Raw genomic sequence first — 26,259 nt, 5'->3', positions numbered from 1 at the left:
CACGTCCAAGACTGTTAGGGCATTGATCAGTGCAGCTTCTGTATCAGGCGAGCGCGACGATCTGCTGCCCGATCAGCAGCAGGGCACCGAAGGAGGACACCGCGATCGACGTCGTCCGCAGTCGCTTCGCGTCCATCACGCGGTTGACGAAACGGGACGCGGCATAGCCGGCCACCGTGGCCGGAATCAGCCACAAAAACGCGATCGCGGTATTTCGATGCAGCGAACCGGTCGCGGTGAGCACCACCAGCGAGAGCAGCGAGCCCACCAGGAAGAACGCGCTCATGTTGCTGCGTAGGCGGGTCCCGGTCGAATGCTGCATCATCAGCGCCATGGGCGGACCGCCGATCGAGGTTGCGGTCCCGAGCAATCCGGACGCGGCGCCGGCCATCGCCATGTTGCGCCGCCGCGGCAGCGGCGCCCACCCGAAGGATGCGAACACCACACCGCCGAGCACTACCCCGGCGAGGATAAGCGCAAGGCCTCGTTCGGGCACGACCACGAGCAACATGGCGCCGAGAACTGTTCCCGGTACTCGCCCGGCGAGGGCCCAACCGGTGCCGGTCAGGTCGACACTTCCGCGTTCCCGGGCGAGGACGAGGGCAGTGACCACCGTTGCGGACATGATCAGCGTGCCGGGCAGCAGGCCAGGATCGATAAGTGCGACGATCGGGGCGGCGAGCATACCCATGCCGAAGCCGATCGAAGCCTGCATGCACGCTGCGCCGAACACGGCGACTGCGATGACGGTGAAGGCGGCGACGCTCACCCGGCCATTGCCGGCATGCCGAGGCCGACCGATCCGCGCGGGTGATAGCACTCCGCGATATGCGACATACCGCCTGCGCCGACGATCGTGGGCGGCGCAGCGGTCGCGCACACGTCGGTGGCGTGGCGGCATCTGGTGCGGAACCGGCAGCCGGACGGCGGATTCAGCGGGGAGGGCACCTCGCCCTCCAGGATGATCCGGGCCGCCCGCGCTTCGGCGGCGAGTTTCGGCGCGGCGGACATCAACGCCTCGGTGTAGGGATGCGCCGGTGTGTCGAAAACGGCTTCGGTGGAGCCGGTCTCGACGATCCTGCCGAGGTACATCACCGCCACCCGGTCGGCGACGTGCCGCACCACGGACAGGTCGTGGGAGATGAAGATGTAGGAAAGCCCGAGCTGCTGCTGCAGGTCGTTGAGCAGATTCAGTACCTGCGCCTGCACGGACAGGTCGAGCGCGGACACCGGCTCGTCGCAGATGATCACGCTCGGGTTGAGCGCCAGCGCCCTCGCGATGCCGAGACGTTGGCGCTGCCCGCCGGAGAACTCCTGCGGGTAGCGGTGCTCGTCGCTGGGGCGCAGGCCGACCAGATGCAGCAGTTCCCGCACTCGGGCGCCCCGGTCGCGGCGGCTGCGGAACAGATCCTTGTGGGTGCGCCACGGCTCGGCGATGATATCGCCGGCCGTCATCCGGGAGTTCAGCGATGCGTACGGATCCTGAAATACCATCTGCACCTTGCGGCGCAGGGCCAGCAGCTCCTTGCCCTTCATGGTGAACGGGTCGGCCATCTTCCCCGTCGCTTCGCTCGCCCCGGCCCCGGCCCCGCCCCAGCGCACGGTGCCCGAGTCGGGGCGGCCGAGCATCATCAGCGTCCGCGCGAGAGTGGATTTGCCGCAGCCTGATTCGCCGACCAACCCGAGCGTCTCGCCACGGGACAGATCGAGGTCGATTCCGTCGAGTGCGCGCAACTGGTTGTGCCCTTCGCTGTTCGCGGGCACCTTGAACGTCTTGGTGAGTCCGCGAACCTCGAGTACCTTATCGGACATCGGAAACCTCCTCGGCAAAATGGCAGGCCGACTTGCGTCCGGCCGCAACGGTTTCGAGTGCCGGACGGGTTTGTCGGCAGATGTCTTGGACGAGCGGGCAACGCGCCTGGTACACGCAGCCGGACGGGATCGAATGCAGGTCCGGCGGTGTACCGCCGATCGATTTGAGGTCTTCGCCGCGGGCGGCATGCACCGGCACGGAGTCGAGCAGGCCCTTCGTGTACGGATGCTTGGGGTTGGCGAAGACTTCCTCGACCAGGCCGGTCTCCACGACGTTGCCCGCGTACATGATCGCCACCCGGTCGGCTTCCTCGGCGACGAGCGCGAGGTCGTGGGTGATCAGCACGACCGCCATGTCCCGTTCGGCGCGCAGATCGCGCAGTAGCGTCATGATCTGCGCCTGCACGGTCACGTCCAGCGCCGTGGTCGGTTCGTCGGCGAGTAGCACGCTCGGACTGAGGGCGACGGCCATCGCGATCAGCAGACGCTGGCGCATGCCGCCGGAGAACTGGTGCGGATAGGAGTCGATCCGCGCCTCCGGCTCCGGGATGCCCACCCGGCGCATGAGTGAAATCGCTTCTTGGCGAGCCTTTTTCGCCGACATCTTGCGATGGATGCGGAATGGCTCGGCGAGCTGCTTGCCGACCGGGTATACCGGGTTGAGTGCGGTGAGCGCGTCCTGGAACACGATCGCCAACTCGGTGGACGCGAGGGCGCGACGAGTCCTACCGCTCGCGGTGACGAGGTCGACGGGATCCCGGTCACCCGAGGTGATTTCGATGCTGCCGTCGGTGATGTCGGCGATCGGTTCGAGCAGACCGACGATCGCTTGTGCGGTCATCGATTTGCCGCAACCGGATTCACCGAGGAGCGCGAGGGTTTCGCCGCGGCGCGCGGTGAAGCTGACGTTGTCGACGGCTCGGAGGACTCCGGACGGCGTCCGCAGGTCCACGGTCAGACCGGAGACGTCGAGGGCGGTGCGGCCGGTGTCGATGGCCTCGGATTCGGGTGTCATGGTCGGTGCGCTCACTTGACGACCACCTTTCGGGTGGGGAAGAAACGGGAGCGGCGCGAACGCGGCACCGTAAGGCGCCAGCGCTGGCCGGGGTCGGTCGCGATCCGTGCCCAGGCGGCGAGGATCGTTGCGGACACCGTCGTGATCACGATGGCCAGGCCGGGGAAGAACGCCAGCCACCATGCGGTCTGCAGGTAGGTGCGGCCCTGCGCCACCATGAGCCCCCAGCTGATCTCGGGCGGCTGGATGCCGATGCCGAGGAAGCTCAGCGAGGACTCGGCGAGCATCACGTAACAGAAGTCGAGGGTCGCGACGGTGAGCAGGGTCGGGAGCAGGATCGGGAACACGTGCCTGCGAATGATCGCCGTGCTGCGGGCGCCGAATGTGCGCGCGGCGTCGACGAACAGCCGACTCTGCAACTCGGCGGATTCGGCGCGAGCGGTGCGCAGGTACACCGGGATGCGGGTGATGGCCAGGATCAGCACGATGTTCGCCACGCTCGGCGCGAAGACGTAGAGCACGACGACGGCGAGCAGCAATGAGGGGAAGCTCATGATCACGTCGGCGATCCGCATCGCGATCGTCTCGCGGCGCCCGCGGTGGTAGCCGGCCCACATCCCGATGACCGACCCGATGAGGCAGGACAGCGCGACGGCGGGCAGTGCCACCTCGAGCGTGGTGCGGCAGGCCACCACCAGGCGGGCAAGCATGCTGCGTCCCAACGGATCCGTCCCCAGGATGTTCATCCAGCCGGTGTCGAGGTTGAACGGGGGCAGCGTCGACTCGTCGAGGTTCTGTTCGGTCGCGGCACCGCCGACGAGCGCCGGCCCGAATATCGCGACCAGCGCGACGAAGACGAGGATGACGGCGGCGACGGTGGCCATCCGGTCGCGCAGCAGCATCCGCCACAGCGAAACCTTGCTCCTGGGTGGCGAGACGGGCGGGTGCGTTTCGTCGGCAACGAATTCGAGTTCGGCAACCCGGTCGTCGGTATGCGGAATGGCGTCGATGGACATGATGGCTCCTAGACCTTTGCCGTTTCGCGGACCCGGGCGTCGAGCAGCGCGTAGCACGCGTCGATGAAAATGTTGAGGATGAAGATGCTGATCGCGGTCAGCAGCACGCAGGCCTGCAGTACCGCAAAGTCCCGCTGCAGGATCGAGTCGATCATCAGCTTTCCGATACCGGGCCAACCGAAGATCACCTCGACCACCACGGCGCCGTTGATGAGTCCGACCGCGAGGTCGCCCGCGACGGTCAGCGACGGGGCCGACGCATTGCGCAGGGCGTGGTGCGTGACCACCCGCAGATCACCGGCGCCCTTGCTGCGGGCCAGCCGGACGTAGGGCGCCGAAAGCGCGGAAACCATTGCGCCGCGGACCACCTGGGTGAGTACGCCCAGCGGACGGATGAGCAGAGTCGCGATCGGTAGCACCCAGGCCAGCGGACTGCTCGTGCCGGAGGTGGGCAGCCAGCCGAGTGTGACCGCGAAGATCCAGATTCCCATGATGGCGAACCAGAAGTCCGGGATGCTGGCTGCGGTCATCGACAGCAGGCTGGCTGCCCGGTCGGCAAGTGAGTTCGGTCGATAGGCGGCCCAGCAGCCGATGGTCACGGCGCCGAGGATGGCGAGCAGCATGGTGCAGAACGCCAGTTGCAGGGTTGCGGGGAAGGCCCGAAGTGCCATGTCCGCGGCGGATTCGCCGGTGCGCAGCGACTCGCCGAAGTCGAGATGCAGTATCCCCCAAAGGTAGTCGACCATCTGCTTCAGCACTGGCTGGTCGAGACCGTGTTCGGCGGCGAACTCGGCGCGCTGGTCCGGGGTCGCGGAGACGGGGAGGTAGAGGTTGGTCGGATCACCCGTGAGGCGGGCGAGGAAGAACACGCCGAACAACACGACCAGCAGCGGTAACAGGCTGGTGACGACGCGCTTGCGAAGGTAGGTCAACATGTGCGGGCCCTCCGGTGGACTGATAAGGGCGAAGCCCTCGGGGCTTCTGAGGGTTCTCGATCAGCCGTTGGTGGCTGGGTCGGCGTGGGTCATCTCGGCGAGGCGCATTTCGTCGCCGGTCGCGGAGTTGGGCTGGTAGTGCACGCTCGCGGCTTCGGCGAGCACACCGTTCATGTGTGCGATGTAGGCGAACTGCCGGACGGCGCCGGGTTCGTCGGCGAGCAGTTTGGCGAACGCGTCCTGCCGGGCCGCGCCGGTCTGCGTCTCGGCGCTGTCGATCTCCGCGTCGAACGCGGCAGTACCGAACGCGCTCTGGTAGCCGTCGCTGCGCATGTACTGATCCACCGTGAACTGCGCGTCGCCGGCCTGGTTACCGTGCTGGATCAGCACCATCGTCGGCGTGTCTCCGCCGGGGAACGGCCGCACCTGGTACTGCAATTGTCCTGCAGTATCCATCATTTCGATCTTCACACTGAGTCCCGCCTCGCTCAGGGAGTGTTGGATCACTTCGACGGTCTCGTTGATCTTCGGGAACTGGCCGGTGCGTGCGATCAGGCGAATCTGCCGGTCGACCGGGACTCCGTCGGCCTTGGCCGCCGCGACAAGTTGCGCGGCTTGTTCCGGGTCGTATGGGGTGGGCTGGAGCGCGTCGTTGTAACCGATGATGCTCTGTCCGACCAGTTGGGCCGCGGGGTCGCCCTCCCCACGGAACAGGGCCTTGACGATGCCCGCACGGTTGATCGCCAGATCGATCGCCTCGCGCACCCGGTAGTCGTTCAGTGGCGCGGCGGAGCCGTGCATGCGAAGCGCGGTCGTCTCGTTGTTCGCGTATGACACACCGAGATCGCCCGCACCGTCCTCGGGGCCGAGCGAGGTGGCCAGTTCGGCCTCGCCGTTGACCACCATCGACGCGCGGACACTGCCCTCGCTGCGCCACTGGTAGATCGCGCGGGAGTACTCGGGCTCCTCGCCCCAATAGTCGTCGTTGCGCACCACGGACAGCTTCTGGCCGGCGTCCCAGTAGTCGAACTTGTACGGGCCGGTGCCGATCGGTTTGCGGGTGCGGTCGGTCATCGACGTCGTGCGGGGCACGACCTCGATGAACGAGAGTCGCATCGGCATGATCGGGTCGGGGCTCTGCGTCTCGACCACGACCGTGCTCGGGTCCACCGCTGTGGCGGTGACCGCGTCGTCGCCGAAGACGTAGCCGTCGACGTCGCAGGAGAGGTCCGAGTTGACGGTTCGATCGATGGAGAAGGCGGCGTCGGCGGCCTCGAACGGCGTGCCGTCGCTGAACCGGATGCCCGGATGCAGGTTCAGCGTCCACTGCGTCGGCGAGGTCTGCTGCCACGTGTCTGCGAGCTTGGGTTCGAGGTCGCCGGACGTCGGGTTGCGTTCGATCAGCGGCTCGGTGATGTTGGAGCGCACCACTACGCCGGTAGCGGTCAGTGAGCCGTCGCACGGTTCCAACGACGGCGGCTCCTGGGGCAGCACGATGCGCAGCGTGTCGGGGCTCGCGGCGTCGGAGTGGTTCGAGTTGGCCACCGAGCAGGCGGTCGTCGCTACCGAAAAAGTGAGCGCCGCGACGGCTGTCGCGGCCCGGGCGGCGGTTCGCCGGTGCGGGCTCCGCGTCTTGCCTGCTGCTGTCATTGAGGTCCTCCAGGCGATGAGAAATCCGGATGCGTTGCACGGTGTGAAGTGAGCCGGTTCCGCTGCTTCGCTGTGACGGTAGCCACACGCTATGAGTGGCCCCGGAACGCCGTCAACGCGCCAAATCGGGCGAAACCGCGCGGAATGGCGGCTTCGCCAGGGCCATGCAGCGCTCTGAACTGCAAGAATGGTCTTACTGGATGGAACAGCGGGCCGACAATACCGTTTGGGTATTAGTCCATGTTATTTGCGTGTTGGACACGTAATTGCGAGCCGCCGTAGCGTCGTGACATGCCCTTATCACCGAACGCGAACTCGGTAGTGCTCCAGGTCGGCCCGCTGAAGCCTTCGCTCGCCGATACGCTCAGCCGAGACTACGGCGCACACGCGCTGCCGACGAACGCGACTCGGTCGAGTTTTCTTGCCACGCACGGGGATTCGATACGTGTCGTGGTCACGTCCGGCCGCACCGGCGTCGACCGAGAGCTGATGATCGCACTTTCGAACCTCGGCGCGGTGGTCAATTTTGGCGTCGGTTACGACACAACCGATGTCGAGTTCGCCGCGCAGCGGGGAATCGGTGTCAGCAACACTCCCGACGTGCTGTCGGACTGCGTTGCCGACACCGCGGTGGGGCTGATCATCGACACGCTGCGCGGGTTCAGCGCTGCCGACCGGTACGTCCGTGCCGGTAACTGGACGTCGCAGGGTAACTTTCCGCTGACCCGCAAGGTCAGTGGCGCCCGCGTCGGGATCGTCGGGCTCGGCCGGATCGGTCGCGCAATTGCGCAGCGGCTGAACGGTTTCGGCTGTGAGATCGCCTACCACAACCGGCGCCGCGTTCCCGATTCGCCATACCGCTATGCGAACTCGGTGGTCGAGCTAGCGGGTGGGGTGGACGTGCTCGTCGTCGCGGCCGCGGGCGGGCCCGCAAGCGCGCGTCTGGTCGACCGCGTCGCGCTCGAGGCGCTCGGTCCGCGCGGGTATCTGGTCAACATCGCCCGCGGCAGCGTCGTCGACGAGGAAGCATTGGTCGACCTCCTGTTTTCCGGCGGGCTCGCCGGCGCCGGGCTGGACGTGTTCGCCGACGAGCCGAACGTGCCCGAGCGGCTGCTGGGCCTCGACAACGTCGTGCTGCTGCCGCACGTGGGCAGCGGTACCGTCGAGACGCGTGCCGCAATGGAGGCGCTCACCCTGTCCAATCTCGATGAATTCCTGTCGTCCGGAACGCTCGTCACGCCGGTCGTGCAGGTTCCGGAGGCCGTCCGATGACTGTTGTACTCAGCTACTCGCCCAGCCCGGAGGGCCGTGGCGCGCTCGCCTTCGGGTTCGCCGAGGCCAGCATGCGCGCAACCGATCTCGTGGTGATAGCGGACGGCGACAGCGCATCGGGACCCGACTTCGAGGCCGCTATGCGGGAGGCGCAGGCGATGGCCGAGGCGGGCGAGGTGTCCTGGCGGATCGCGGAGAACGTGCCGGACCGCTCGCACGCCGACAACCTCATCGACGCCTCCTACGAGGCGGGTGTCGACCTGTTGGTGGTCGGCATGCGCCGGCGCTCGCCGGTCGGCAAGCTGCTGCTCGGCAGCATGACCCAGCAGGTCCTGCTCGATGCGCACTGTCCGGTCACGGCCGTGAAGCCGCCGCTGCGCCTGCGCTGAGCCGGATCAGATCCATTCCCGCTGCGGTAGTACGTCTTTCATCATCCGATGTAGCGCAGGGTTGCTATTGTCGCTGCGCCACGCCGCGTTCATCTGCACCGGCCGGTCGCGCACCGCGGTGACCTGCCGGAAGGTCACACCTTCCGGTTTCATCGTCTCGGCCGACGCCGGCACGAGCGCCATGCCGAGCCCGGAGCGCACCAGCACCAGCATCGTGTGCACCTGGGTGACGTACTGCACGTAGCGCGGCGAGGCGCCGACGATGGTGAAGGTGCTGATCAGCAACTCGTGGAAGTACCGCGCGTCGACGGGGGAGTACATCACCACCGGTTGGTCGTCGAAATCCTCGACGGTGAGGTGCTCTTCGCTTGCGAGCGGATGCTGCTGGGGGAGTGCGGCGATGAGCCGTTCGTGATGGATCGGCCGGGTCGAGATCCCCGGCCGGGGCAGGATTGGTCGGATTAGCCCGAGATCGAGTTCGCCGTTGGTCAGCGCCTCGATCTGCTGGGAGGTCACCATCTCACGCAGCACGAGCTTGACGTCCGGGATCCGCTCCCGCGCCGCTTCGAGCAGGCGCGGCAGGACCGCGTGCGCCGAGGCGCCGGTGAATCCGACTGCGACCGTGCCGAGATCGCCCGCCGGCACCCGGCGCACGGTAAGGGCCGCGCTCTCGGCGAGGCTGACGATGCGGCGGGCGTCCGGCAGAAAGGCCGCGCCCGCCGCGGTGAGCGCCACGGACCTGCTCGACCTGTCGATGAGCTGCACGCCGAGCTCGCTCTCCAGCTGCTGAATCTGGCGGCTCAGCGGCGGCTGCGTCATGTGCAGGCGTTCGGCCGCCCGTCCGAAGTGCAGTTCCTCCGCTACGGCGATGAAACAGGTGAGCCGGGCGAGTGAGAACATCGATCCACCCCTTGCATCGTGGGCCGCGTTACGACGGCGCTCGATGCATCATAGATCGCCTCACCAGCGGGGTGAGGTGTTCTCGAAGCTCGGATCGATGGACTTCATGTAGCCGGTGTCCTCCCGGTCACGCAGGCCGCAGTCGAGGTACTGCTCGTGCAGGCCGGCGAGCGCGTCCTCGTCGAGCTCGACGCCGAGACCCGGCGCCGTCGGCGCCGGCACCGCACCATCGACGAAGCGCAGGGCACCGGGCAGCACGACGTCCTCGGTCTTCCACGGCCAGTGCGTATCGCAGGCGTAGGTGAGATTGGGTGTGGCCGCGGCGAGGTGCACCATTGCCGCCAGGCTGATGCCCAGGTGCGAGTTGGAGTGCATGGACAGGCCCATGCCGAACGTGTCGCAGATGCCGGCGAGCAGTCGGGAACGTTGCAGCCCGCCCCAGTAGTGGTGATCGGAGAGCACGACCTGCACCGAGTCGCGCAGCACGGCGGGCTTCAGGTGATCGAAGGCGACCACGCACATGTTGGTGGCCAGCGGCATCTTGGCCTCGCGTGCGACCTCTGCCATGCCGTCGAGGCCGGGGGTCGGGTCCTCGAGATACTCGACGATGCCGTCCAGCTCCGTGGCGACGCGGATCGAGGTCTCCACCGTCCACGCCGCATTCGGGTCGAGCCGCAACGGTAGGCCGGGGAACGCGGCTCTCAGCGCCTTGATGCCCGCGATCTCTTCGTCCGGTGTGAAGACGCCACCCTTGACCTTGATCGCGCCGAAGCCGTACTCGCCGATCATCTTCTGGGCCTGGCGCACCAGTCCGTCGGAGTCGATCGCCTCGCCCCACTCGTCCGGCTGCGCACCGGGATGTCCGGCCCACTTGTAGAACAGGTAGGCGCTGAACGGCACCGCTGCGCGCACGGCGCCACCGAGCAGATCCGAGACCGGCCTGCCGAGCGCCTTGCCCTGCACGTCGAGGCAGGCCACCTCGAACGGCGAGAACACGCGGTCCGTGGTACTCGAGGTGGTGATCATACCGGCGACACCATCGCCGCCGGTGATCGAGTGCCCGCCGAGCTTGGTGTCGATCGCGGACCGGATTGCGTTGAGGGCGAACACATCCAGTCCGACGATCGCCTCGGCCGCCGCCTCCAGGCGGGCGAGATGCGCGGTGTCGGCATAGGTCTCGCCGAGGCCGACGAGACCGGCGTCGGTGTCGAGCACGACGATGGCGCGCAGGGCGTAGGGCTGGTGTACGCCGACCGTGTTCAGCAGCGGGGGATCGACGAAAGCGACCGGAGTGATCCGCGCGCCGCTGATCCGGATCGGCGCCGTGCTCATCGCCGCACCGCTCCCGCGGCGAGTGCGTCGGCCAGCACCGCGCGTCCCGCGGCCGTGATGCGCTCGAGTTCCCGGGTGTCCGCCGGGCTCGCATCGACGAGCGGTGCGCGAACCGGGCCGGCCGGAATGCCTTCCATCGTCACACCGGCCTTGATCAGCGCCACCGAATAGCCGGGCACGGTGTCGCGCAGCCGCACCAGCGGGTGGAAGAACGCGCGCAGCAGCGCATTCACCAGTTCGGTGTTGCCCTCCTGCAGTGCGTCGTAGAAGGCGAGCGCGAGTTCGGGCGCGAACGCGAAGGTCGCCGACGAGTAGAGCGTGACGCCGATGGCGTGATAGGCCTGCTGGGTGACTTCCGCGGTCGGCATGCCGTTGAAGAACAGGAAGTTCTTGCCCGACGGGGCCAGCGCGTCCTGAACCGCGCGGACGATGCGGCCGACGTTGTCGAGATCGCCGGTGCCGTCCTTGAAACCGATCACGGTGGGGAACTGCGCGACCTCGGCCGCCGCGGCGGCGTCGAAGCGTGCGTTGCCCCGGTTGTACACGATCACCGGCAGATCGGTCGTGTCGGCGACCGCCTTGGTGTAGGCGACGAGTCCGGCGGGCGGCATGGACACCAGATACGGCGGCAGCAGCAGGATGCCGTCGGCACCATTGGCTTTCGCGCTCTGGGCAAACTCCTTGGCTTGTGCGACCGAGCCGCCGGCACCGGCGAACACCGGCACACGCCCGCCGACGGCCTCGACCGCGGTCGCAACGATCCGGCCGAACTCGCCCACGGCGAGGGCGTGGAATTCGCCGGTGCCGCAGGCGACGAAAACGCCGCCGGGACCGGCGTCGACGCCCTTGACGATGTGTTCGGCGAGACGGGCATGGTCGACGTCACCGGATTCGGTGAACGGGGTGACGGGGAAGAACAGAACTCCGTCGAGCATGGGAACTCCTCTTGGTGCGGTGGGGGTGTCAGTCTTTGGTGAGCTGGCCGTCGACGCGGCGCCAGATCCGGTCGGGGTTGCCGTCGGCGATGGCGGCGGGCAGCAGGGTCGGGGGCACGTCCTGGTACGCGACCGGCCGCAGGAAGCGCTCGATTGCCAACGAACCCACGGACGTGGTGCGGGAATCGGAGGTGGACGGATAGGGGCCGCCGTGCACCATCGCGTGGCCCACTTCGACGCCGGTGGGCCAGCCGCCGAAGAGGATTCGGCCTGCCTTGAGCTCGAGGATGTCGAGGAGCTCGCCTGCGTCGTCGAGGTCGGTGTCGTCCGCGTGCACGGTGGCGGTGAGCTGTCCTTCGAGCCGGGTGGCGACGTCGCGCACCTGCGCGGTGTCGCGGCAGCGCACGATCACGCTGGACGCGCCGAACACCTCCTGCTGCAATACCTCGGAATCCACGAAGGACTCGGCGTCGGTGCTGAACAGTGCCGCGGCGCACCGATTCGGTTCATCCGTTGCGGTGGCGCGGGATTCGACGGTGGCTTCCTCGGCCAGTGCGGTCACGCCCGCGGCGTAGGACTCGGCGATGTTCGGCGTGAGCATCGCGGTCGGTGTCGCATCGGCGACGGCGGCCGCGGCGGCTGCGACGAAGGCATCGAGACCGGGGCCGTCCACGGCGATGACGAGACCGGGGTTGGTGCAGAACTGCCCGGAGCCCAGCGTGAGTGAGCCGGCGAACGCCGCGCCCAGTTCCGCGCCACGGGCGGCGAGGGCCTGCGGCAGCGGGAAGACCGGATTGATCGAGCTCATCTCCGCGTACACCGGGATCGGCTCGGGTCGTGCCGCGGCAGCCCGCACGAGTGCTGTTCCACCGGAACGTGATCCGGTGAATCCGACCGCCTTGATCCGGGGGTCGGTGACCAGTGCGGTGCCGAGGTCGCGGCCCGTGCCGAACAGCAGCGAGAACGTGCCTGCGGGCATGCCGGTGCTCGCGACGGCCTCGGTGATGGCTCGGGCAACGAGCTCGGAGGTACCGGGATGCGCGTCGTGCGCCTTCACCACGACCGGGCAGCCGGCTGCGAGTGCGGACGCGGTGTCACCACCGGCGACGGAGAAGGCGAGCGGGAAGTTGCTCGCGCCGAACACCGCGACCGGGCCGAGCGGGACCTTGCGCTGCCGAATGTCGGCGCGGGGCAACGGCGTCCGGTCGGGCTGGGCGGGATCGATGCGCGCACCGTTCCAGCTGCCCTCGCGCAGCACCGAGGCGAACAGCCGGAGCTGGCCGGCGGTGCGGCCCACCTCGCCACGGATGCGGCCTTCGGGCAGGCCGCTCTCGGTGCACGCGCGATGCACCAGGGTGTCACCGAGCGCCTCGATGTTGTCCGCGATCGACTCGATGAACCGCGCCCGCGTCTGCGCGTCAGTGCGCCGGTAGGGGCCGAAAGCCTCGGCTGCGGCGGCGCAGGCGCGGTCCACCTCGTCGGGCCCGCCGTGCCGGTATCCGGGTTCGAGGGTCGCGTTGGTGCTCGGGTCGATGCCATGGATCGTGGCTCCGGATCCGTAGACCGGCTCGCCGGCGATGATCATCTGCCCGCTCAGCACGGCGGAACGGTTCACGGTGGCAGTCATGCGCAGTCCTTGGGGTCGAAAGTTCGAGGCGGTGATCAGGTTGGTGACCCGGGCCGCACGCGCCGTCACGATCTGCATGTGACCTGGGTCTTGATAGCAACGCTAGGGCGCCACACCGATACATGTCCAAGTCAAAATTGCCTCGTATCGATACGTCTTCGGCATCGAAAGCCGTCGCATCCTTATCGGCACGCGGTGGCACCCACCGGGCGGGCATCACCGTGCGCGATGGGCTTTGGACGGGCGGGATTCGCTCGGTGATCGGCACGACGGTCAACGCGGCCGGTCCGACACTCACGAAGGGCGTGCATGGAGCGCGGATCGACGGCCTTCGAGGCGATGGGAATGTGGGTGCATGGCCGGTGGGTAGTTGCATGAGGCCGCGCGACGCGGCGGCGCGGGCAATCCACGCGGGGCGAACATCGAGCTCAACCCGATCGACTCGTCCGCGAACGTGTTCGCGGCGTCGGCGGCGCTGCGTTGTGCGGCTCCGCGCGCATCGACAACCGCGCGGGTGGACGGGCTGGGGTAGCTCAGTTACCGAACCGTGCGGTCGCGACCGTCCACGCACGCGCCTGCTCGCTCAAGGTGAAGCCGAGGCCGGTCCGTGCCGACAGGTGCATGCGGCCGTCGCGGATCTCGAGGTGCTCGTTGAACAGCGGGTCGAGCCAGTCGAAGTGCTCAACCCAGGCGCCGTGCGGGTAGGTCGCGGCCAGGTGCAGATGGATCTCCATTGCGAAGTGCGGGGCGAGCTGCAGGTTCTTATGCTGGGCCAGCGCCGACAACTGCAGGAACTGCGTGATGCCACCGATTCGCGGGGCGTCGGGCTGGATGATGTCGACCGCGTCGTTCTCGATCAGCCGGACGTGTTCGCCGACGCTCGCGAGCATCTCGCCGGTCGCGATGGAGGTATCCAGGGCGCGGGCAAGCTGGGCGTGGCCCTCCGCGTCGTATGCATCCAGCGGCTCTTCGATCCAGACCAGGTCGAAGCGTTCGAGAATGCGCCCCATCCGCATCGCCGTCGGCCGGTCCCACTGCTGATTGGCATCGACCATCAGGGGGACATCGTCTCCGAGGTGTTCGCGAACCCGCTCGAGTCGGGCAATGTCGGTCTTCCAATCGGGCTGGCCGACCTTGATCTTGATGCCGCCGATGCCGCTCGCCAGGGCCGCGGACGCGTTCTCCAGCACCTGTTCGATGGGGGTGTGCAGGAATCCGCCGGAGGTGTTGTAGCACTGCACCGAATCCCGGTGCGCGCCGATGAGTTTGGCAATCGGTAGGTTCGCACGCTTCGCCTTCAGATCCCATAGTGCGATGTCGAACGCCGCGATGGCCTGCGTCGCGACGCCGCTGCGCCCGACCGAGGCGCCCGCCCACACCAGTTTCGTCCAGATCTTGGCGATGTCGCTGGGGTCCTCACCGATCATCACCGGCGCGATCTCCTTCGCATGCGCGAACTGCGCCGGGCCGCCGGCGCGCTTGGAGTAACTGAAGCCGATGCCCTCGTGCCCGTCTTCGGTCCGGATCTCGGCGAACAGGAACACGACCTCGGTCATCGGCTTCTGTCGGCCGGTGAGCACCTTCGCGTCGCTGATCGGGCTCTGCAGCGGCAGCACGACCGATGACAGCTCGACAGTGGCGATGCGGTCGCGGGTCGCGTCGCCCGGCGCGAGCGCCCGGAGCGCGGCGTCGGGGGCCGAGAGTGCGCTGGTCGGCCGGTTCACGAGGGTCTCGGTGGACATGTCGGGGGTCTCCTGACTCGAACGTCTGTGCCGGAATCCGGCGGATACGGCCACCATACGAACGAGGATCGATGCACGTCCAACACATCTTGTGGATTGATCAATATAGTTCCTGTATCGACCACGGCCAGAACTCCGACAAATTTTAGGGCACCGATCCATATCCATATTGGATTGTTCAATGCCGAATTGGGCTTGGACGTGCATGCATGACCATCGGTAGATTCTGTGTGCCACGTCACGTGACGCTCACCATATCCGCCCAAGCCCTCGCGCCGATGTGCGTGACAGGAGTTCTGAAAGAAATGACTCTCACCCAGGCGCCGACCGTACAATCGGCCATCGTCACGAGCCTGAAAACCGGCAAGGTCCGCTACACGATTCTCGCGATGCTTTTCGCGGTCACCGTGATCAACTACGCCGATCGCGCGACGATGTCGATCGCCGGCGATTCCGTGCAAGACCAGCTCGGCATCAGCTCGGTCACACTCGGCTACATCTTCTCCGCCTTCGGTTGGTCGTACTTGTTCGCCCAGATTCCCGGCGGCTGGCTGCTGGACCGCTACGGCTCGAAGAAGGTCTACTGCGGCGCGATCCTGACCTGGTCGGTCTTCACGATGTGCCAGGCCTTCGTCGGCAACTTCAGCATGGGGACCGCGGTCGGTCTGCTGTTCCTGCTCCGGCTGCTCGTCGGTATCGCCGAGGCACCGTCCTTCCCGGGTAACTCGCGCATTGTCGCGGCCTGGTTCCCGACGCGCGAGCGCGGCACCGCGGCCGCCATCTTCAACTCCGCGCAGTACTTCGCGACCGTGGTGTTCGCCCCGCTGATGGGCTGGCTCGTCGTCGCATTCGGCTGGGAGCACGTGTTCATCATCGTCGGCGCGATCGGCATCGCACTCGGCCTGCTCTGGACGAAGGTGATCTACAGCCCGCGCCAGCACCCGCGCCTGCGGCAGGCCGAGTTCGATTACATCCAGACCGGCGGCGCGCTGGTCGACATGGATCAGCCGGACAGCGGGCCCAACCTCAGTGGCGCCGAGCAGTTGCGCTGCGTCAAGTTCCTCCTGCGCAACCGCATGATGCTCGGGGTCTACTTCGGCCAGTACTTCATCAACACCATCACCTGGTTCTTCCTTACCTGGTTCCCGGTCTATCTCGTGCAGGACCGCAACATGTCCATCCTCGAGGCCGGGTTCGTCGCCGCACTGCCAGCGCTGTGCGGCTTCACAGGCGGAATCCTCGGCGGCGTGCTGTCGGATGCACTGCTCCGGCGCGGGTGGTCGCAGACGTGGGCCCGCAAGACCCCGATCATCGTCGGACTCCTGTTGGCGACCCTCATCGTGGGCTGCAACTACACCGACGCCTCGTGGCTGGTGGTGGCGCTGATGTCGGTGTCGTTCTTCGGCAAGGGACTCGGCGCGCTCGGCTGGGCCGTCGTCGCCGATACCGCTCCGAAGGAAATCGCCGGACTGAGCGGCGGCGTGTTCAACACCTTCGGGTCGCTCGCCGCGATCACGACCCCGATCGTCATCGGCTACCTCGTCAACACGCATGGTTCGTTCGAACTCGCGCTGCTCTACGTCGGCTTGAGCGCACTGCTCGCGGTGGTCTGCTACGTCGTCGTGGTCGGCCCGATTCGCCGCCTGGACCTCGACGAGTTGACCGACGAGCGAGTCGGCTGACCCGCTAACCGGTCGGGCGGGCGCTGGTGGCGCGGACCTGCGTCACCAGCCGCGCTCGCGCCATTCGGCCAGCTGCGGCCGTTCCGCGCCCAGCGTGGTGTCGTCACCGTGGCCGGGGTAGACCACCGAATCGTCGCCGAATCGCCCGAACAGCTTCTCCTCGACCCCGTTCAGGAGAGACGAGAACGCGCCCGGATCCCCGGTCTTGCCGACGCCGCCGGGAAACAGGCAATCGCCGGTGAACACGTGCACCCGCCCGTCGCCGTCGGTGAGTGCGAGTGCGACCGATCCAGGCGTGTGGCCGACGAGGTGGATGATCTCGAGGCGTAGCTCGCCGATCTCCACGGTGTCGCCCTCGGCGAGCAGCCGGTCCGGACGCACCGGCAGCGGGTCGGCGTCGAGTCGATGTGCTGCGGTCGGAACGCCGGTGCTCTGCGCGACCTGCTGCAACGCCTGCCAATGATCGAAGTGCTGGTGTGTCGTCACGATCAGGGCGAGGTCGGGTGCCTCCTGGCTCAGCAACTGCTCGAGCCGGTCGGCTTCGTTTGCCGCGTCGATCAGCAGGCCGCGACCGGTCGCGTCGCACTTCACCACGTAGGTGTTGTTGTTCATCGGACCGACCGCCATCTTCACGATCGTCGCGCCCGGCACGGCACGACGCTGCGCGGCGGACCCGGGAGAGACGTGACCGGTGTAGGCGTCTTCGACAACCACGTGCTGCTCACTCATGCCCGTGACGTTACCGGCGCCGGTTCGAGGTTGTCGCAGTGCTGCGAATTCGGCGCTACGGCTGCGGGGACAGAGCAGCGTAGCGGAACTGACCCGTGAGTAGCTATTCGCGCGCAATTGCCGTTTTCCAGGTGCGACCTATCTTTTGATGTGTCCGAGCGATACGGCTACTGTGCAGCGATCGACGGCTCGGGCCGTTGGGGGAGTGGCGGTTGGGAGCTGGGCTCGGGGCCGCGCCTGGATCTGCCGCTGGGGAAACCACAGATCGGCGCGGGTGGGGGAATTGCGATGCAAGTCCAGGACGTTTCCGTGGTCTGGCGGGATTCGAAGCGGCACCTATGGGTCCTTGGTTTGGTGGCACCGGGTTGTGCGTTGCTGCCGTCGACGCTGGTCGGCCTCACCGGATTTCGGGTGTTCTGGTGGATCGGGCCGATTGTGGTGTTCGCCATAATTCCCGTGCTCGACATCCTCCTCGGTGACGACGGCGACAACCCGCCGGACGAGGTATACCGGCAGCTGTCGTCGGACCGCTACTACCGCTGGTGCACGTACTTGTTCCTGCCGATCCTGCTATCCGGGCTGACCGTCGCGGCGTATCTGTGGGCCGATCCCGCGCTCAGCGTGGTCGACAAACTCGGCCTCGCCGCGACCGTTGGCTTGATGGGCGGGGTAGGCATCAACGCTGCGCACGAACTCGGTCATCGGGTCGAACGGCACGAACGCTGGCTCGCGAAGGTCGCTCTGGCACCGTCCGGCTACGGACATTTCTTCGTCGAGCACAACCGTGGCCACCACGTGCGGGTCGCGACCCCGGCCGACCCGGCGAGCGCGCGATTCGGCGAGTCGCTCTACCGCTTCCTGCCACGCAGCATCGGCGGCAGTCTGGTGTCCGCGTGGCGTCTCGAACGACAGCGGCTGCGCCGCGGGCACCGGTCGGTATGGAGCCCGCGCAACCACATCTTGCAATCCTGGTCGATGACGGTCGCGCTGTTCGGTCTGTTCGTCGCGGTCCGTGGGGTGACGATCCTGCCGTACCTCCTGCTGCAGGCGCTCGTCGCGATCGTGACACTGGAGACCGTCAACTATGTCGAGCATTACGGTTTGCTCCGGCAGCGCCGCGACGCCCGACGCTACGAGCGCCCGCAGCCGCGGCACAGCTGGAATAGCGACAGTCTGGTCACCAACATCCTGCTGTTCCATCTGCAGCGGCACAGCGACCACCACGCGAATCCGGCCCGGCGCTACCAGACGTTGCGCAGCCTGGACGGCGCGCCGCAGCTGCCTCGCGGCTATGCCGCGATGATCCTGCTCGCGTTCGTCCCGGCATTGTGGCGGCGGGTGATGGACCAGCGGGTACTTGCTCATCACGATGGCGACATCACGCTCGTCAACGTCTGTCCGCGCCGCCGGGCGGCGATTCTGGCCAAGTACGCCCGCACAAGTCCCACCGCCGAGCACGTTGGGGCGGGTCCGGGTCCGGTGGCGCCCGGAGTGTCCACCGGCTCCGCGCACGCGGTCACGATGCGACCGGTCATCCGCCCGCCACACGATCGCGACGGTGACCTGCGCGACGAGACCGCTCGGGTGTGAGCAGGCGGTAGCGGGACTATTTCGCCGCCACCTGCTGTTGTCCGATTCGGCGCGCTACCGTCGGGGGTACAGCAATCGAACGTGCCTTCGCAATCATCCAAGAAGCCTGTCGGTGCCCTGGCCTAGCATTCGGGGGCAGAGTCGTGCGTGTTCGATCGAGGTAGACGAGAAGGGACTGTCGGTGGCGGACCGCCTGATAATTCGTGGCGCGCGGGAACACAATTTGCGGGGGATCGATCTCGATCTGCCGCGGAACAGTCTCATCGTGTTCACCGGCCTGTCCGGCTCCGGAAAGTCGAGTCTGGCGTTCGACACGATCTTCGCCGAGGGGCAACGCCGGTATGTCGAGTCGCTGTCGGCGTATGCCCGCCAGTTCCTCGGCCAGATGGACAAGCCGGACGTGGACTTCATCGAGGGCTTGTCGCCTGCGGTGTCCATCGACCAGAAGTCGACCAACCGCAATCCGCGCTCGACGGTCGGCACGATCACCGAGGTGTACGACTATCTGCGGTTGCTGTTCGCGCGCGCGGGCACACCGCACTGCCCGGTCTGCGGTGAGCGGATCGCGAAGCAGACTCCGCAGCAGATAGTCGACCAGGTGCTCGCGATGGATGAGGGCACCCGCTTCCAGGTGCTCGCCCCGGTCGTGCGAACCCGCAAGGGCGAGTTCGTCGACCTGTTCGATCAGTTGAACACGCAGGGTTACTCTCGGGTGCGAGTAGACGGCACGGTCCATTCGCTCGCCGATCCGCCGAAACTGAAGAAGCAGGAAAAGCACGATATCGAGGTGGTTGTCGACCGGTTGACCGTCAAGCGGAGCGCCAAACAGCGCCTCACCGATTCGGTCGAGACGGCATTGCGGCTCGCGGACGGCATCGTGGTGCTCGAGTTCGTCGACCGCGACGAGCACGCGCACGATCGGGAACGCCGTTTCTCCGAGCGACTCGCCTGCCCGAACAACCACCCGCTCGGTGTGGATGACCTCGAGCCGCGCTCGTTCTCGTTCAACTCGCCCTATGGTGCCTGCCCGGAATGCGTCGGCCTCGGCATTCGCAAGGAGGTCGACCCCGAACTCGTGGTGCCGGATCCGGGGCTGAGCCTCGGCGAAGGAGCGATCGCGCCGTGGTCGATGGGACAGACGGCCGAGTACTTCAACCGCCTGCTGTCCGGGCTCGCCGACATCATGGGTTTCTCGATGGACACGGCTTGGGAGAACCTCCCGGCGAAGGCGCGCAAGGCCGTACTCGAGGGCAGCACCGACCAGGTGCACGTGCGCTACAAGAATCGCTACGGCCGGGTCCGCTCCTACTACGCGGATTTCGAAGGTGTGATGCCGTTCCTGCAGCGGCGCATGGAGAACACCGAGTCCGAGCAGATGAAGGAACGCTACGACGGCTACATGCGGGATGTGCCCTGCCCCGAGTGCAATGGGGCTCGGCTGCGGCCGGAGATTCTCTCGGTGACGATCGCCGCGGGCGACGAACACAAATCCATCGCCGAGGTCTGCGACCTCTCCATCTCCGAATGCTCCGAGTACCTGAACAAACTCACCCTCGGCACGCGCGAGGAAGCGATCGCCGGTCAGGTGCTCAAAGAGGTCCAGGCCCGGCTCGGCTTCCTGCTCGACGTGGGGTTGCAGTACCTGTCGCTCGCGCGCGCGGCCGGAACCCTGTCCGGCGGAGAGGCACAACGGATCCGGCTCGCGACCCAGATCGGCTCCGGTCTCGTCGGAGTGCTGTACGTCCTCGACGAACCGTCGATCGGTCTGCATCAGCGCGACAACCGCAGGCTCATCGAGACGCTCACCCGATTGCGCGATCTCGGTAACACGCTCATCGTGGTCGAGCACGACGAGGACACCATCCGTGCGTCGGACTGGGTCGTCGACATCGGTCCCTACGCGGGTGAACACGGTGGCAAGGTGGTGCACAGCGGGCCGTATGAGGAACTGCTCACCGACCCCGAATCTCTCACCGGCGCATACCTTTCCGGCCGGTCCGAGATCGAGGTGCCGATGGTGCGCCGCCCGTTGGACCGCAAGCGCCAACTGGCCGTGGTCGGGGCCCGCGAACACAACCTGACCGGCATCGACGTCGCCTTTCCCCTTGGTGTGCTCACCGCGGTCACCGGTGTCTCCGGGTCGGGCAAGTCGACGCTGGTCAACGACATCCTCGCGACCGTGCTCGCCAACAAGCTCAACGGTGCCCGTCAGGTGCCGGGCCGGCACACCCGGATCAACGGCCTCGACCATCTCGACAAGCTCGTCCAGGTGGATCAATCGCCGATCGGACGCACGCCGCGCTCCAACCCGGCGACCTACACCGGCGTCTTCGACAAGATCCGTACGCTGTTCGCCGCGACCACCGAGGCGAAGGTCCGCGGCTATCAGCCGGGGCGATTCTCCTTCAACGTCAAGGGCGGGCGCTGCGAGGCGTGCTCCGGCGACGGGACGCTGAAGATCGAGATGAACTTCCTGCCCGACGTCTACGTGCCGTGCGAGGTCTGCCACGGCGCGCGGTACAACCGCGAGACTTTGGAGGTCCACTACAAGGGCAAGAGCATCGCCGAGGTGCTCGACATGTCGATCGAGGAGGCGGCGGAGTTGTTCGCGCCGATCACCTCGATCCACCGCTACCTGAAGACGCTCGCGGACGTGGGGCTCGGGTACGTGCGGCTCGGGCAGCCCGCGCCGACCTTGTCCGGTGGCGAGGCGCAGCGCGTGAAGCTGGCCGCGGAGCTGCAGAAACGCTCCACCGGGCGCACCGTCTACATCCTCGACGAGCCGACGACAGGGTTGCACTTCGAGGACATCCGCAAGTTGCTCGGTGTGATCAACGGCCTTGTGGACAAGGGCAATACGGTGATCGTCATCGAACACAACCTCGACGTCATCAAGACCTCGGACTGGGTGATCGACATGGGTCCGGAAGGCGGGTCCGGCGGCGGCACCATCGTTGCGCAGGGCACCCCGGAAGACGTCGCGGCGCTGCCGGAGAGCTATACCGGGCAGTTCCTGCAGCAAGTGCTCAAACCGAAGGAAACCAACGGCAAGACGCAGCCCGCCTCGAAACGGGTGCCGCGCAAGCGGGTCGCCACGAAGGCGCGGTCCAAATCCGCCTCGCGCGCCTGACAATCCCCGTCACGGCAACCGGATCGTCGCCTCGACCGACGAATCGGCTACGTGGACCGTGGATTCCGCGCGTCTGCCGTCGGCGGTCACGGCGAGGATCGTGTAGTCGCCCGGCCCGACGGTCGTGAGCACGAATCGGCCCTCCTCGTCCGGCTGTGCGGCGATGTCCGGATACGGCCCCGGGGCCGACGTGACGAGGATCGTGACGCCGCCCGGGACCGTATCCGGTGCGCCGGCAACCGCTCCGAGGATCAACGGCGCCGGCGTGCCCGAATCCGAATCCGTCATGCCTTCCATGCTTGCAGGTTCGCGAACACCTGTGCGTTGATGCGCGTCCCCGAGTTCGAGGAAGCACCGCCATAGGCGTGGACCGCGAAGGTGTGCCGCTGGCCGTTGGCGTAGCGGTAGACCGCACTGCCGCTCTGCCCACCCACCGTGTCGGTCTTGTAGAACACCTCGAGCGCGTTGACGTCCACGACGTCGGAGGCGTGGAACCACAGCGTGCCTGCCGGCTTGTCACCGGGGTAGCCGGCGATGTTCGCGACCGAGGACCGGATCGTGGCGTCGTCGAAGTTGCCGAAGCCGAGCCACCCGGTTTGCTGGCCGAGTTCGGTGGGCAGCAGGATCGCACCGTAGTCGTAGTTCTGGTCTCCGTTGTTCGTCCAGCCGGTGACACTGCGGAAGTTGTTGCTGGTCACCGACCCGTACGGCTGCTGGGCGCCGTTGCGTCCCGGGATCACCTGGATCGACCGCACCCAGCCGTCGCGGCCCGGCACACCACTGTTCTTGATGAAGACGACGTGGCCTGCGGTGCCGAGCGTGTGTGGTCCGAGGAACCACCCGGTGCCGATCCATCGCGATCCGTCCGCCGCGGTGATCAACAGCGAAGCATGCACGCGCCAGGGATAGTTCGCCGTCGCCGTGACCTGTACGCGGTCGTCGGTGCCGATGATGGACTCGAGCGAGCCACCGAGTTCCCCGTAGGACGCGGTGGCGATATCGGGAAGGTCGTCGAGGTCGGCGAGGGTTGCCTCGATGGCCGGTCCGTCGAAGACGTCACTGGTGACCTCGAGCCCGTCTTCCACGTGCTCGCTTGGTGCGCTGCCGAGCGCGCCGGGTTCGATCCCGGCCGGTGCGCTCGATTCGCCGCCGAGATTCGCCACTGAGGTGTGCAGATCGGTGTTGTCCGGCATGGTTTTTCCCTTTCGTCGGGCACCGCGCCGTGCGGCGCGGGCTGTGCGAATTCAGGGTCACCGGCGCGGGGTGGTCGAACGCGAGTGGCGCGGTACGCGAATGTCGAAGGCGGCCGGTCGAATGCGACGCCGGGTGCGCAGCCCTACGCGATTCGGCCGGCGCGAACCAGGCCGGTCCGAACTGCGGCGAGTATGGGGCTACTCGGTCGGTGTCGTTGCGTCCGCCACACACAGCCACCGGCGGAACCATTCGGTCGCGATTCCGTCGGCGGCCGCGGCGTGCTCGGTCTGTGGCGCCGGTTCCAATCCGGGTTCCTCGGCGAGCGCGTGGCCCATGCCGTCGATTTCGGTGATCACGACCCGTTGGTCGTCGCGGTAGCGCTGGGCCAGTGCCGTATACAGCTCGCGGGCGGAGCCGATGAAGGCTTCGTCGTCCGCCGTCCCCACCACGATCTGTACCGGAGCTTGCCCGGCCGCATCGAATTCCTCGGCGCGTGCCACGAAGTCCATCCGGTCGGCTGTCGCCGTGGTGGCCCCCGTCCACGAATACCGCTGCCCGAAAATTTGCTCACCCGCGGCGACGGCGTCGCGAAGCCGGACGAGCGGGCTGACGATCACCAGCGCGGCAATATCGAGACCACTCGTCAGTGCCACCTCCTGGGCGATGGCTGCGCCCATCGAGCCGCCGAGCAGGCCGAGCGGCCCAGCACCGATCGGTAGGGATTCGCGCAGCGCAGTGAGCGCGCCCCGGAACTCGTCGACCGCGCCCGAGAAGATCGGCCCGTGCAGGTTCGCCACCGCATCCTCGTAGCCGAGTCGCATCACCTCCTCCTGCGGTATCCCACGGGACCCGGACAACGGCAGACCGAGGTAGATCCGCCATGCGTCGAGACCGTGCAAGGGAAGCGCCGCCGCGAAGGCCGACTCGGTGCGCGGTGCGTCGAGCAGGTGCCAGCCGACGACTATCGGCGCGTCTGCCCGCGGGCCTGTATCCGGGGGAATCGCGAGGTAGGGGACGCCGGCGGCAACACCGGTGACCGCCGATGAACCGGGTGAACTTTCCGCGGGCTCGTTCATGTGACGATCGTCGCATCGGGCTCCGACACGAACCGGTCGACGCGGTCCCGTGCGCGCCCCGCTGATGACCCGGCACGGGCCGCGGATACCTGGCACGATCACCGGCGTGACCAACCTCGATCAGCTTCGTGCACTTGCCGCGCGGCACGGCGTCGCAACCGCGTACGACGGCTGGGACCACGTGCGCCGCGACGTCTCCGCGGCGACCCTGCGTGCGGTCCTCGGCGCACTCGGCGTGCCCGCCGAGGACGACGAACAGGTTTCCGCCGCGCTCGTCGAGGCCGATATCGCGCCGTGGCGGCGGCTGCTGCCCGCCGCTGTCGTCACCGTCGAGGCCCGCGAGCGCGAGTTCGTCGTCCATGTCCCGCACGGCACTCCGGTCGAAGTTTGGATCCGCACCGAGGACGGGAGTCGCCGGGCAGCAAGGCAACTCGATGTCTGGGTGGATCCGCGCGAAGTCGACGGGGTCCTCGTCGGGCGAGCCACCTTCGCCGTGCCGAGCGATATCGAACCGGGCTGGCACACGCTGCACGCCGAGATTGCGGGCGGTCCGTACGCCGAGTGTGCCCTCGTGGTCACCCCGGCACGGCTCACGCGGTCCGCTGCACTCACCGACCGGCAACGCTGGGGGCTGGCGTTGCAGCTGTATTCGATCCGGTCCGCCCGCTCGTGGGGAGTCGGCGATTTCGGTGACCTCGCCGATATCGCGACCACGGTCGGGAGCGTGCACGGCGGCGACTATGTGCTGGTGAATCCGATCCATGCCGCGGAACCCGTGCTGCCGCTGGAGGAATCGCCCTACCTGCCCACCACCCGCCGCTTCGTGAACCCGCTCTACATCAGGGTGCGCGATATCGCGGAGACCGCGGAGCTGCGGCCGAAGGACTACGCGCGCATCGCGGAGTTCGAGGAACGCGCGGTGAAACGCAACCGCGATCCGAAGCGGATCGATCGCAACCGGACCTTCCGGGCGAAACTGCGCGCGCTTCGATTGGTGCATCGCGTGCCGCGCAGTGCGCACCGGCAGGCAGCGTTCGAACAGTTCTGCCGGGTCGGCGGCCAGAGCCTCGACGACTACGCGCTGTGGTGCGCGCTCACCGAGAAGCACGGCTCCGACGACCCGCGCTGGGACGGCGAGTTCGCTCATCCCGGCACCGACGCGGTCGAGGTGCAGCGGCGCCGACTCGGCGATCGGATCGAGTTTCACAAGTGGCTGCAGTGGATTTGCGACGAGCAACTCGCTGCCGCACACCGTGCGGCCCTCGACGCCGGGATGGCGATCGGCGTCATGCACGACCTCGCCGTCGGCGTGCAGCGTAAGGGCGCCGACGCCTGGGCGCTCGGCGATGCCGTGGTGCGCGGTGCGACAGTCGGCGCGCCACCGGACGACTTCAATCAGCAAGGTCAGCAATGGAATCAACCGCCGTGGCATCCGGAGCGCCTCGCCGAACAGGGCTATGCGCCGTATCGCGAGATGCTGCGCGGGATCCTGCGGCACGCCGGCGGGATCCGGGTGGATCACATCATCGGGCTGTTTCGGCTGTGGTGGATTCCGGATGGCGAGAGCCCAGCAGCGGGAACCTACGTGCGCTACGACCACGAGGCACTGATCGGCATCCTGGTGCTCGAGGCCGAACGGGCCGGCGCAGTGGTGGTCGGCGAGGACCTCGGTGTCTTCGAGCCCACCGTGCAGGACTACCTGTACGAGCGCGGCGTCCTCGGTACCTCGATCCTCTGGTTCGAGCACGGCGAGTACGCGCCGATCCCGCCGGAGGAGTACCGGCAGCTGTGTCTGACCTCGGTCACGACGCACGACCTTCCTCCGACGGCCGGCTATCTCGCCGGTGAGCACATCGATCTGCGCGACCGGCTCGGATTGCTCGAGCGTGACGTGGCTGTCGAACGCGCCGAAGACGCGCGGGACCGCGATGCGGTGCTCGAACTGGCACGAACGCGCGGGCTACTCGTGCCGGAGGCGAATGTTGCCGAGCAGGTGGACGCTGTGCATCGGCTCATTGCGCGCAGCCCGTCGGTGCTGTTGGGCATGGCGCTGGTCGACGCAGTCGGCGAACGCCGGATTCAGAATCAGCCGGGCACCGACCAGCGCCAGTACCCGAACTGGTGCATCCCGCTCGCGGACCGGAAGGGGCGCGTGGTCATGGTCGAAGACCTCTCCGGCAACGAGCGCTTCGCGGCACTCGTGCGCGCCTTCGGCGACGGCTGACGGCAGGGG

At 67.3% G+C, this 26,259-nt stretch carries 22 protein-coding genes; 7 read left to right on the top strand and 15 right to left on the bottom strand.

The features are described from left to right. Positions 1-43 precede the first annotated feature (43 nt). From OG921_RS25220 to OG921_RS25195, 6 genes are read right to left on the bottom strand one after another with little or no spacing between them, the layout of a single operon-like run. Entirely contained in the window at positions 44-769 is a 726-nt protein-coding gene (locus tag OG921_RS25220; RefSeq protein ID WP_266115292.1) for a sulfite exporter TauE/SafE family protein, read from the bottom strand. Beyond that, a complete protein-coding gene (locus OG921_RS25215) occupies positions 766-1,812 on the bottom strand; it encodes an ABC transporter ATP-binding protein (protein ID WP_266115291.1) in 1,047 nt (348 codons plus the stop codon). Before OG921_RS25215 ends, OG921_RS25220 begins: the two co-directional genes overlap by 4 nt. Then, entirely contained in the window at positions 1,802-2,827 is a 1,026-nt protein-coding gene (locus tag OG921_RS25210; RefSeq protein ID WP_266115333.1) for an ABC transporter ATP-binding protein, read from the bottom strand. The genes OG921_RS25215 and OG921_RS25210 overlap by 11 nt, the downstream gene beginning before the upstream one ends. Before the next feature lie 11 nt (positions 2,828-2,838). Further along, positions 2,839-3,843: an ABC transporter permease gene (locus tag OG921_RS25205; RefSeq protein WP_266115290.1), complete on the bottom strand. Its 1,005-nt coding sequence runs from the start codon at positions 3,841-3,843 to the stop codon at positions 2,839-2,841. An 8-nt stretch (positions 3,844-3,851) separates the two neighbouring features. Further along, complete coding sequence (locus OG921_RS25200) at positions 3,852-4,778, bottom strand: ABC transporter permease (protein ID WP_266115289.1); 927 nt, start codon at positions 4,776-4,778, stop codon at positions 3,852-3,854. 60 nt (positions 4,779-4,838) lie between these two features. Next, positions 4,839-6,428: an ABC transporter substrate-binding protein gene (locus OG921_RS25195; RefSeq protein WP_266115288.1), complete on the bottom strand. Its 1,590-nt coding sequence runs from the start codon at positions 6,426-6,428 to the stop codon at positions 4,839-4,841. A gap of 291 nt (positions 6,429-6,719) precedes the next feature. Between OG921_RS25195 and OG921_RS25190 the strand changes: the two genes are divergently transcribed. After that, positions 6,720-7,700, top strand: coding sequence for a 2-hydroxyacid dehydrogenase (locus tag OG921_RS25190; RefSeq protein WP_266115287.1), 981 nt, complete (start codon positions 6,720-6,722; stop codon positions 7,698-7,700). Beyond that, positions 7,697-8,089 (top strand): universal stress protein, encoded by a 393-nt coding sequence (locus tag OG921_RS25185; RefSeq protein WP_266115286.1) that lies wholly within the window; start codon positions 7,697-7,699, stop codon positions 8,087-8,089. The genes OG921_RS25190 and OG921_RS25185 overlap by 4 nt, the downstream gene beginning before the upstream one ends. A 6-nt stretch (positions 8,090-8,095) precedes the next feature. Here the strand turns inward: OG921_RS25185 and OG921_RS25180 are convergent, their stop codons facing one another. The 4 genes from OG921_RS25180 to OG921_RS25165 are packed head-to-tail and all read right to left on the bottom strand — an operon-like array spanning position 8,096 to position 12,883. Then, entirely contained in the window at positions 8,096-8,989 is an 894-nt protein-coding gene (locus tag OG921_RS25180; RefSeq protein ID WP_266115285.1) for a LysR substrate-binding domain-containing protein, read from the bottom strand. A gap of 60 nt (positions 8,990-9,049) precedes the next feature. Beyond that, positions 9,050-10,321 carry a glucarate dehydratase family protein gene (locus tag OG921_RS25175; protein ID WP_266115284.1) on the bottom strand — a complete coding sequence of 424 codons (1,272 nt, stop codon included), beginning with the start codon at positions 10,319-10,321 and terminating at the stop codon, positions 9,050-9,052. After that, complete coding sequence (locus tag OG921_RS25170) at positions 10,318-11,256, bottom strand: 5-dehydro-4-deoxyglucarate dehydratase (protein ID WP_266115283.1); 939 nt, start codon at positions 11,254-11,256, stop codon at positions 10,318-10,320. The genes OG921_RS25175 and OG921_RS25170 overlap by 4 nt, the downstream gene beginning before the upstream one ends. Positions 11,257-11,284: 28 nt before the next feature. Beyond that, positions 11,285-12,883 carry an aldehyde dehydrogenase (NADP(+)) gene (locus OG921_RS25165; protein WP_266115282.1) on the bottom strand — a complete coding sequence of 533 codons (1,599 nt, stop codon included), beginning with the start codon at positions 12,881-12,883 and terminating at the stop codon, positions 11,285-11,287. Positions 12,884-13,253: 370 nt separating this feature from the next. Here OG921_RS25165 and OG921_RS25160 point away from each other — a divergent pair, with 370 nt between their 5' ends. Further along, positions 13,254-13,415, top strand: coding sequence for a hypothetical protein (locus OG921_RS25160; protein WP_266115281.1), 162 nt, complete (start codon positions 13,254-13,256; stop codon positions 13,413-13,415). Position 13,416: 1 nt separating this feature from the next. On the opposite strand, the gene OG921_RS25155 is transcribed toward OG921_RS25160, so the two are convergent. Further along, positions 13,417-14,625 carry a mandelate racemase/muconate lactonizing enzyme family protein gene (locus OG921_RS25155; RefSeq protein WP_266115280.1) on the bottom strand — a complete coding sequence of 403 codons (1,209 nt, stop codon included), beginning with the start codon at positions 14,623-14,625 and terminating at the stop codon, positions 13,417-13,419. A 305-nt stretch (positions 14,626-14,930) separates the two neighbouring features. On the opposite strand from OG921_RS25155, the gene OG921_RS25150 reads away from it, so the two are divergent. Next, positions 14,931-16,307 (top strand): MFS transporter, encoded by a 1,377-nt coding sequence (locus OG921_RS25150; RefSeq protein ID WP_266115279.1) that lies wholly within the window; start codon positions 14,931-14,933, stop codon positions 16,305-16,307. A gap of 42 nt (positions 16,308-16,349) precedes the next feature. On the opposite strand, the gene OG921_RS25145 is transcribed toward OG921_RS25150, so the two are convergent. Then, positions 16,350-17,036 (bottom strand): MBL fold metallo-hydrolase, encoded by a 687-nt coding sequence (locus OG921_RS25145; RefSeq protein ID WP_266115278.1) that lies wholly within the window; start codon positions 17,034-17,036, stop codon positions 16,350-16,352. 288 nt (positions 17,037-17,324) lie between these two features. Between OG921_RS25145 and OG921_RS25140 the strand changes: the two genes are divergently transcribed. Further along, positions 17,325-18,626 carry an alkane 1-monooxygenase gene (locus OG921_RS25140; RefSeq protein ID WP_266115277.1) on the top strand — a complete coding sequence of 434 codons (1,302 nt, stop codon included), beginning with the start codon at positions 17,325-17,327 and terminating at the stop codon, positions 18,624-18,626. A gap of 181 nt (positions 18,627-18,807) precedes the next feature. Next, entirely contained in the window at positions 18,808-21,756 is a 2,949-nt protein-coding gene (gene uvrA, locus OG921_RS25135; RefSeq protein WP_266115276.1) for an excinuclease ABC subunit UvrA, read from the top strand. A 9-nt stretch (positions 21,757-21,765) separates the two neighbouring features. Here the strand turns inward: uvrA and OG921_RS25130 are convergent, their stop codons facing one another. From OG921_RS25130 to OG921_RS25120, 3 genes are all read right to left on the bottom strand, one after another. Continuing rightward, the gene (locus tag OG921_RS25130) at positions 21,766-22,044 is read right to left on the bottom strand and encodes a hypothetical protein (RefSeq protein ID WP_266115275.1); all 279 of its coding nucleotides are present in this window, start codon (positions 22,042-22,044) and stop codon (positions 21,766-21,768) included. Next, entirely contained in the window at positions 22,041-22,949 is a 909-nt protein-coding gene (locus OG921_RS25125; protein ID WP_266115274.1) for a serine protease, read from the bottom strand. Before OG921_RS25125 ends, OG921_RS25130 begins: the two co-directional genes overlap by 4 nt. Positions 22,950-23,147: 198 nt before the next feature. Continuing rightward, positions 23,148-24,026 carry an alpha/beta hydrolase fold domain-containing protein gene (locus tag OG921_RS25120; RefSeq protein ID WP_266115273.1) on the bottom strand — a complete coding sequence of 293 codons (879 nt, stop codon included), beginning with the start codon at positions 24,024-24,026 and terminating at the stop codon, positions 23,148-23,150. A gap of 106 nt (positions 24,027-24,132) precedes the next feature. On the opposite strand from OG921_RS25120, the gene malQ reads away from it, so the two are divergent. Further along, a complete protein-coding gene (malQ, locus tag OG921_RS25115; RefSeq protein ID WP_266115272.1) occupies positions 24,133-26,250 on the top strand; it encodes a 4-alpha-glucanotransferase in 2,118 nt (705 codons plus the stop codon). The last annotated feature ends 9 nt before the right edge of the window (positions 26,251-26,259 follow it).

This window comes from Aldersonia sp. NBC_00410 (genome assembly GCF_026342035.1).
In the GTDB taxonomy this organism is placed as follows: Bacteria; Actinomycetota; Actinomycetes; order Mycobacteriales; family Mycobacteriaceae; genus Aldersonia.
Note: the sequence above shows the minus strand (reverse complement) of the source record. Positions and strands in the feature narration are given on the sequence as shown.

What these genes read in the sequence shown, in the direction of transcription:
- OG921_RS25215 (WP_266115291.1), bottom strand. Translation starts at nt 1,812, where the DNA reads ATGTCCGATAAGGTACTCGAGGTTCGCGGACTCACCAAGACGTTCAAG.
- OG921_RS25210 (WP_266115333.1), bottom strand. Translation starts at nt 2,827, where the DNA reads ATGACACCCGAATCCGAGGCCATCGACACCGGCCGCACCGCCCTCGAC.
- OG921_RS25205 (WP_266115290.1), bottom strand. Translation starts at nt 3,843, where the DNA reads ATGTCCATCGACGCCATTCCGCATACCGACGACCGGGTTGCCGAACTC.
- OG921_RS25200 (WP_266115289.1), bottom strand. Translation starts at nt 4,778, where the DNA reads ATGTTGACCTACCTTCGCAAGCGCGTCGTCACCAGCCTGTTACCGCTG.
- OG921_RS25195 (WP_266115288.1), bottom strand. Translation starts at nt 6,428, where the DNA reads ATGACAGCAGCAGGCAAGACGCGGAGCCCGCACCGGCGAACCGCCGCC.
- OG921_RS25190 (WP_266115287.1), top strand. Translation starts at nt 6,720, where the DNA reads ATGCCCTTATCACCGAACGCGAACTCGGTAGTGCTCCAGGTCGGCCCG.
- OG921_RS25185 (WP_266115286.1), top strand. Translation starts at nt 7,697, where the DNA reads ATGACTGTTGTACTCAGCTACTCGCCCAGCCCGGAGGGCCGTGGCGCG.
- OG921_RS25180 (WP_266115285.1), bottom strand. Translation starts at nt 8,989, where the DNA reads ATGTTCTCACTCGCCCGGCTCACCTGTTTCATCGCCGTAGCGGAGGAA.
- OG921_RS25175 (WP_266115284.1), bottom strand. Translation starts at nt 10,321, where the DNA reads ATGAGCACGGCGCCGATCCGGATCAGCGGCGCGCGGATCACTCCGGTC.
- OG921_RS25170 (WP_266115283.1), bottom strand. Translation starts at nt 11,256, where the DNA reads ATGCTCGACGGAGTTCTGTTCTTCCCCGTCACCCCGTTCACCGAATCC.
- OG921_RS25165 (WP_266115282.1), bottom strand. Translation starts at nt 12,883, where the DNA reads ATGACTGCCACCGTGAACCGTTCCGCCGTGCTGAGCGGGCAGATGATC.
- OG921_RS25155 (WP_266115280.1), bottom strand. Translation starts at nt 14,625, where the DNA reads ATGTCCACCGAGACCCTCGTGAACCGGCCGACCAGCGCACTCTCGGCC.
- OG921_RS25150 (WP_266115279.1), top strand. Translation starts at nt 14,931, where the DNA reads ATGACTCTCACCCAGGCGCCGACCGTACAATCGGCCATCGTCACGAGC.
- OG921_RS25145 (WP_266115278.1), bottom strand. Translation starts at nt 17,036, where the DNA reads ATGAGTGAGCAGCACGTGGTTGTCGAAGACGCCTACACCGGTCACGTC.
- OG921_RS25140 (WP_266115277.1), top strand. Translation starts at nt 17,325, where the DNA reads ATGCAAGTCCAGGACGTTTCCGTGGTCTGGCGGGATTCGAAGCGGCAC.
- OG921_RS25130 (WP_266115275.1), bottom strand. Translation starts at nt 22,044, where the DNA reads ATGACGGATTCGGATTCGGGCACGCCGGCGCCGTTGATCCTCGGAGCG.
- OG921_RS25125 (WP_266115274.1), bottom strand. Translation starts at nt 22,949, where the DNA reads ATGCCGGACAACACCGATCTGCACACCTCAGTGGCGAATCTCGGCGGC.
- OG921_RS25120 (WP_266115273.1), bottom strand. Translation starts at nt 24,026, where the DNA reads ATGAACGAGCCCGCGGAAAGTTCACCCGGTTCATCGGCGGTCACCGGT.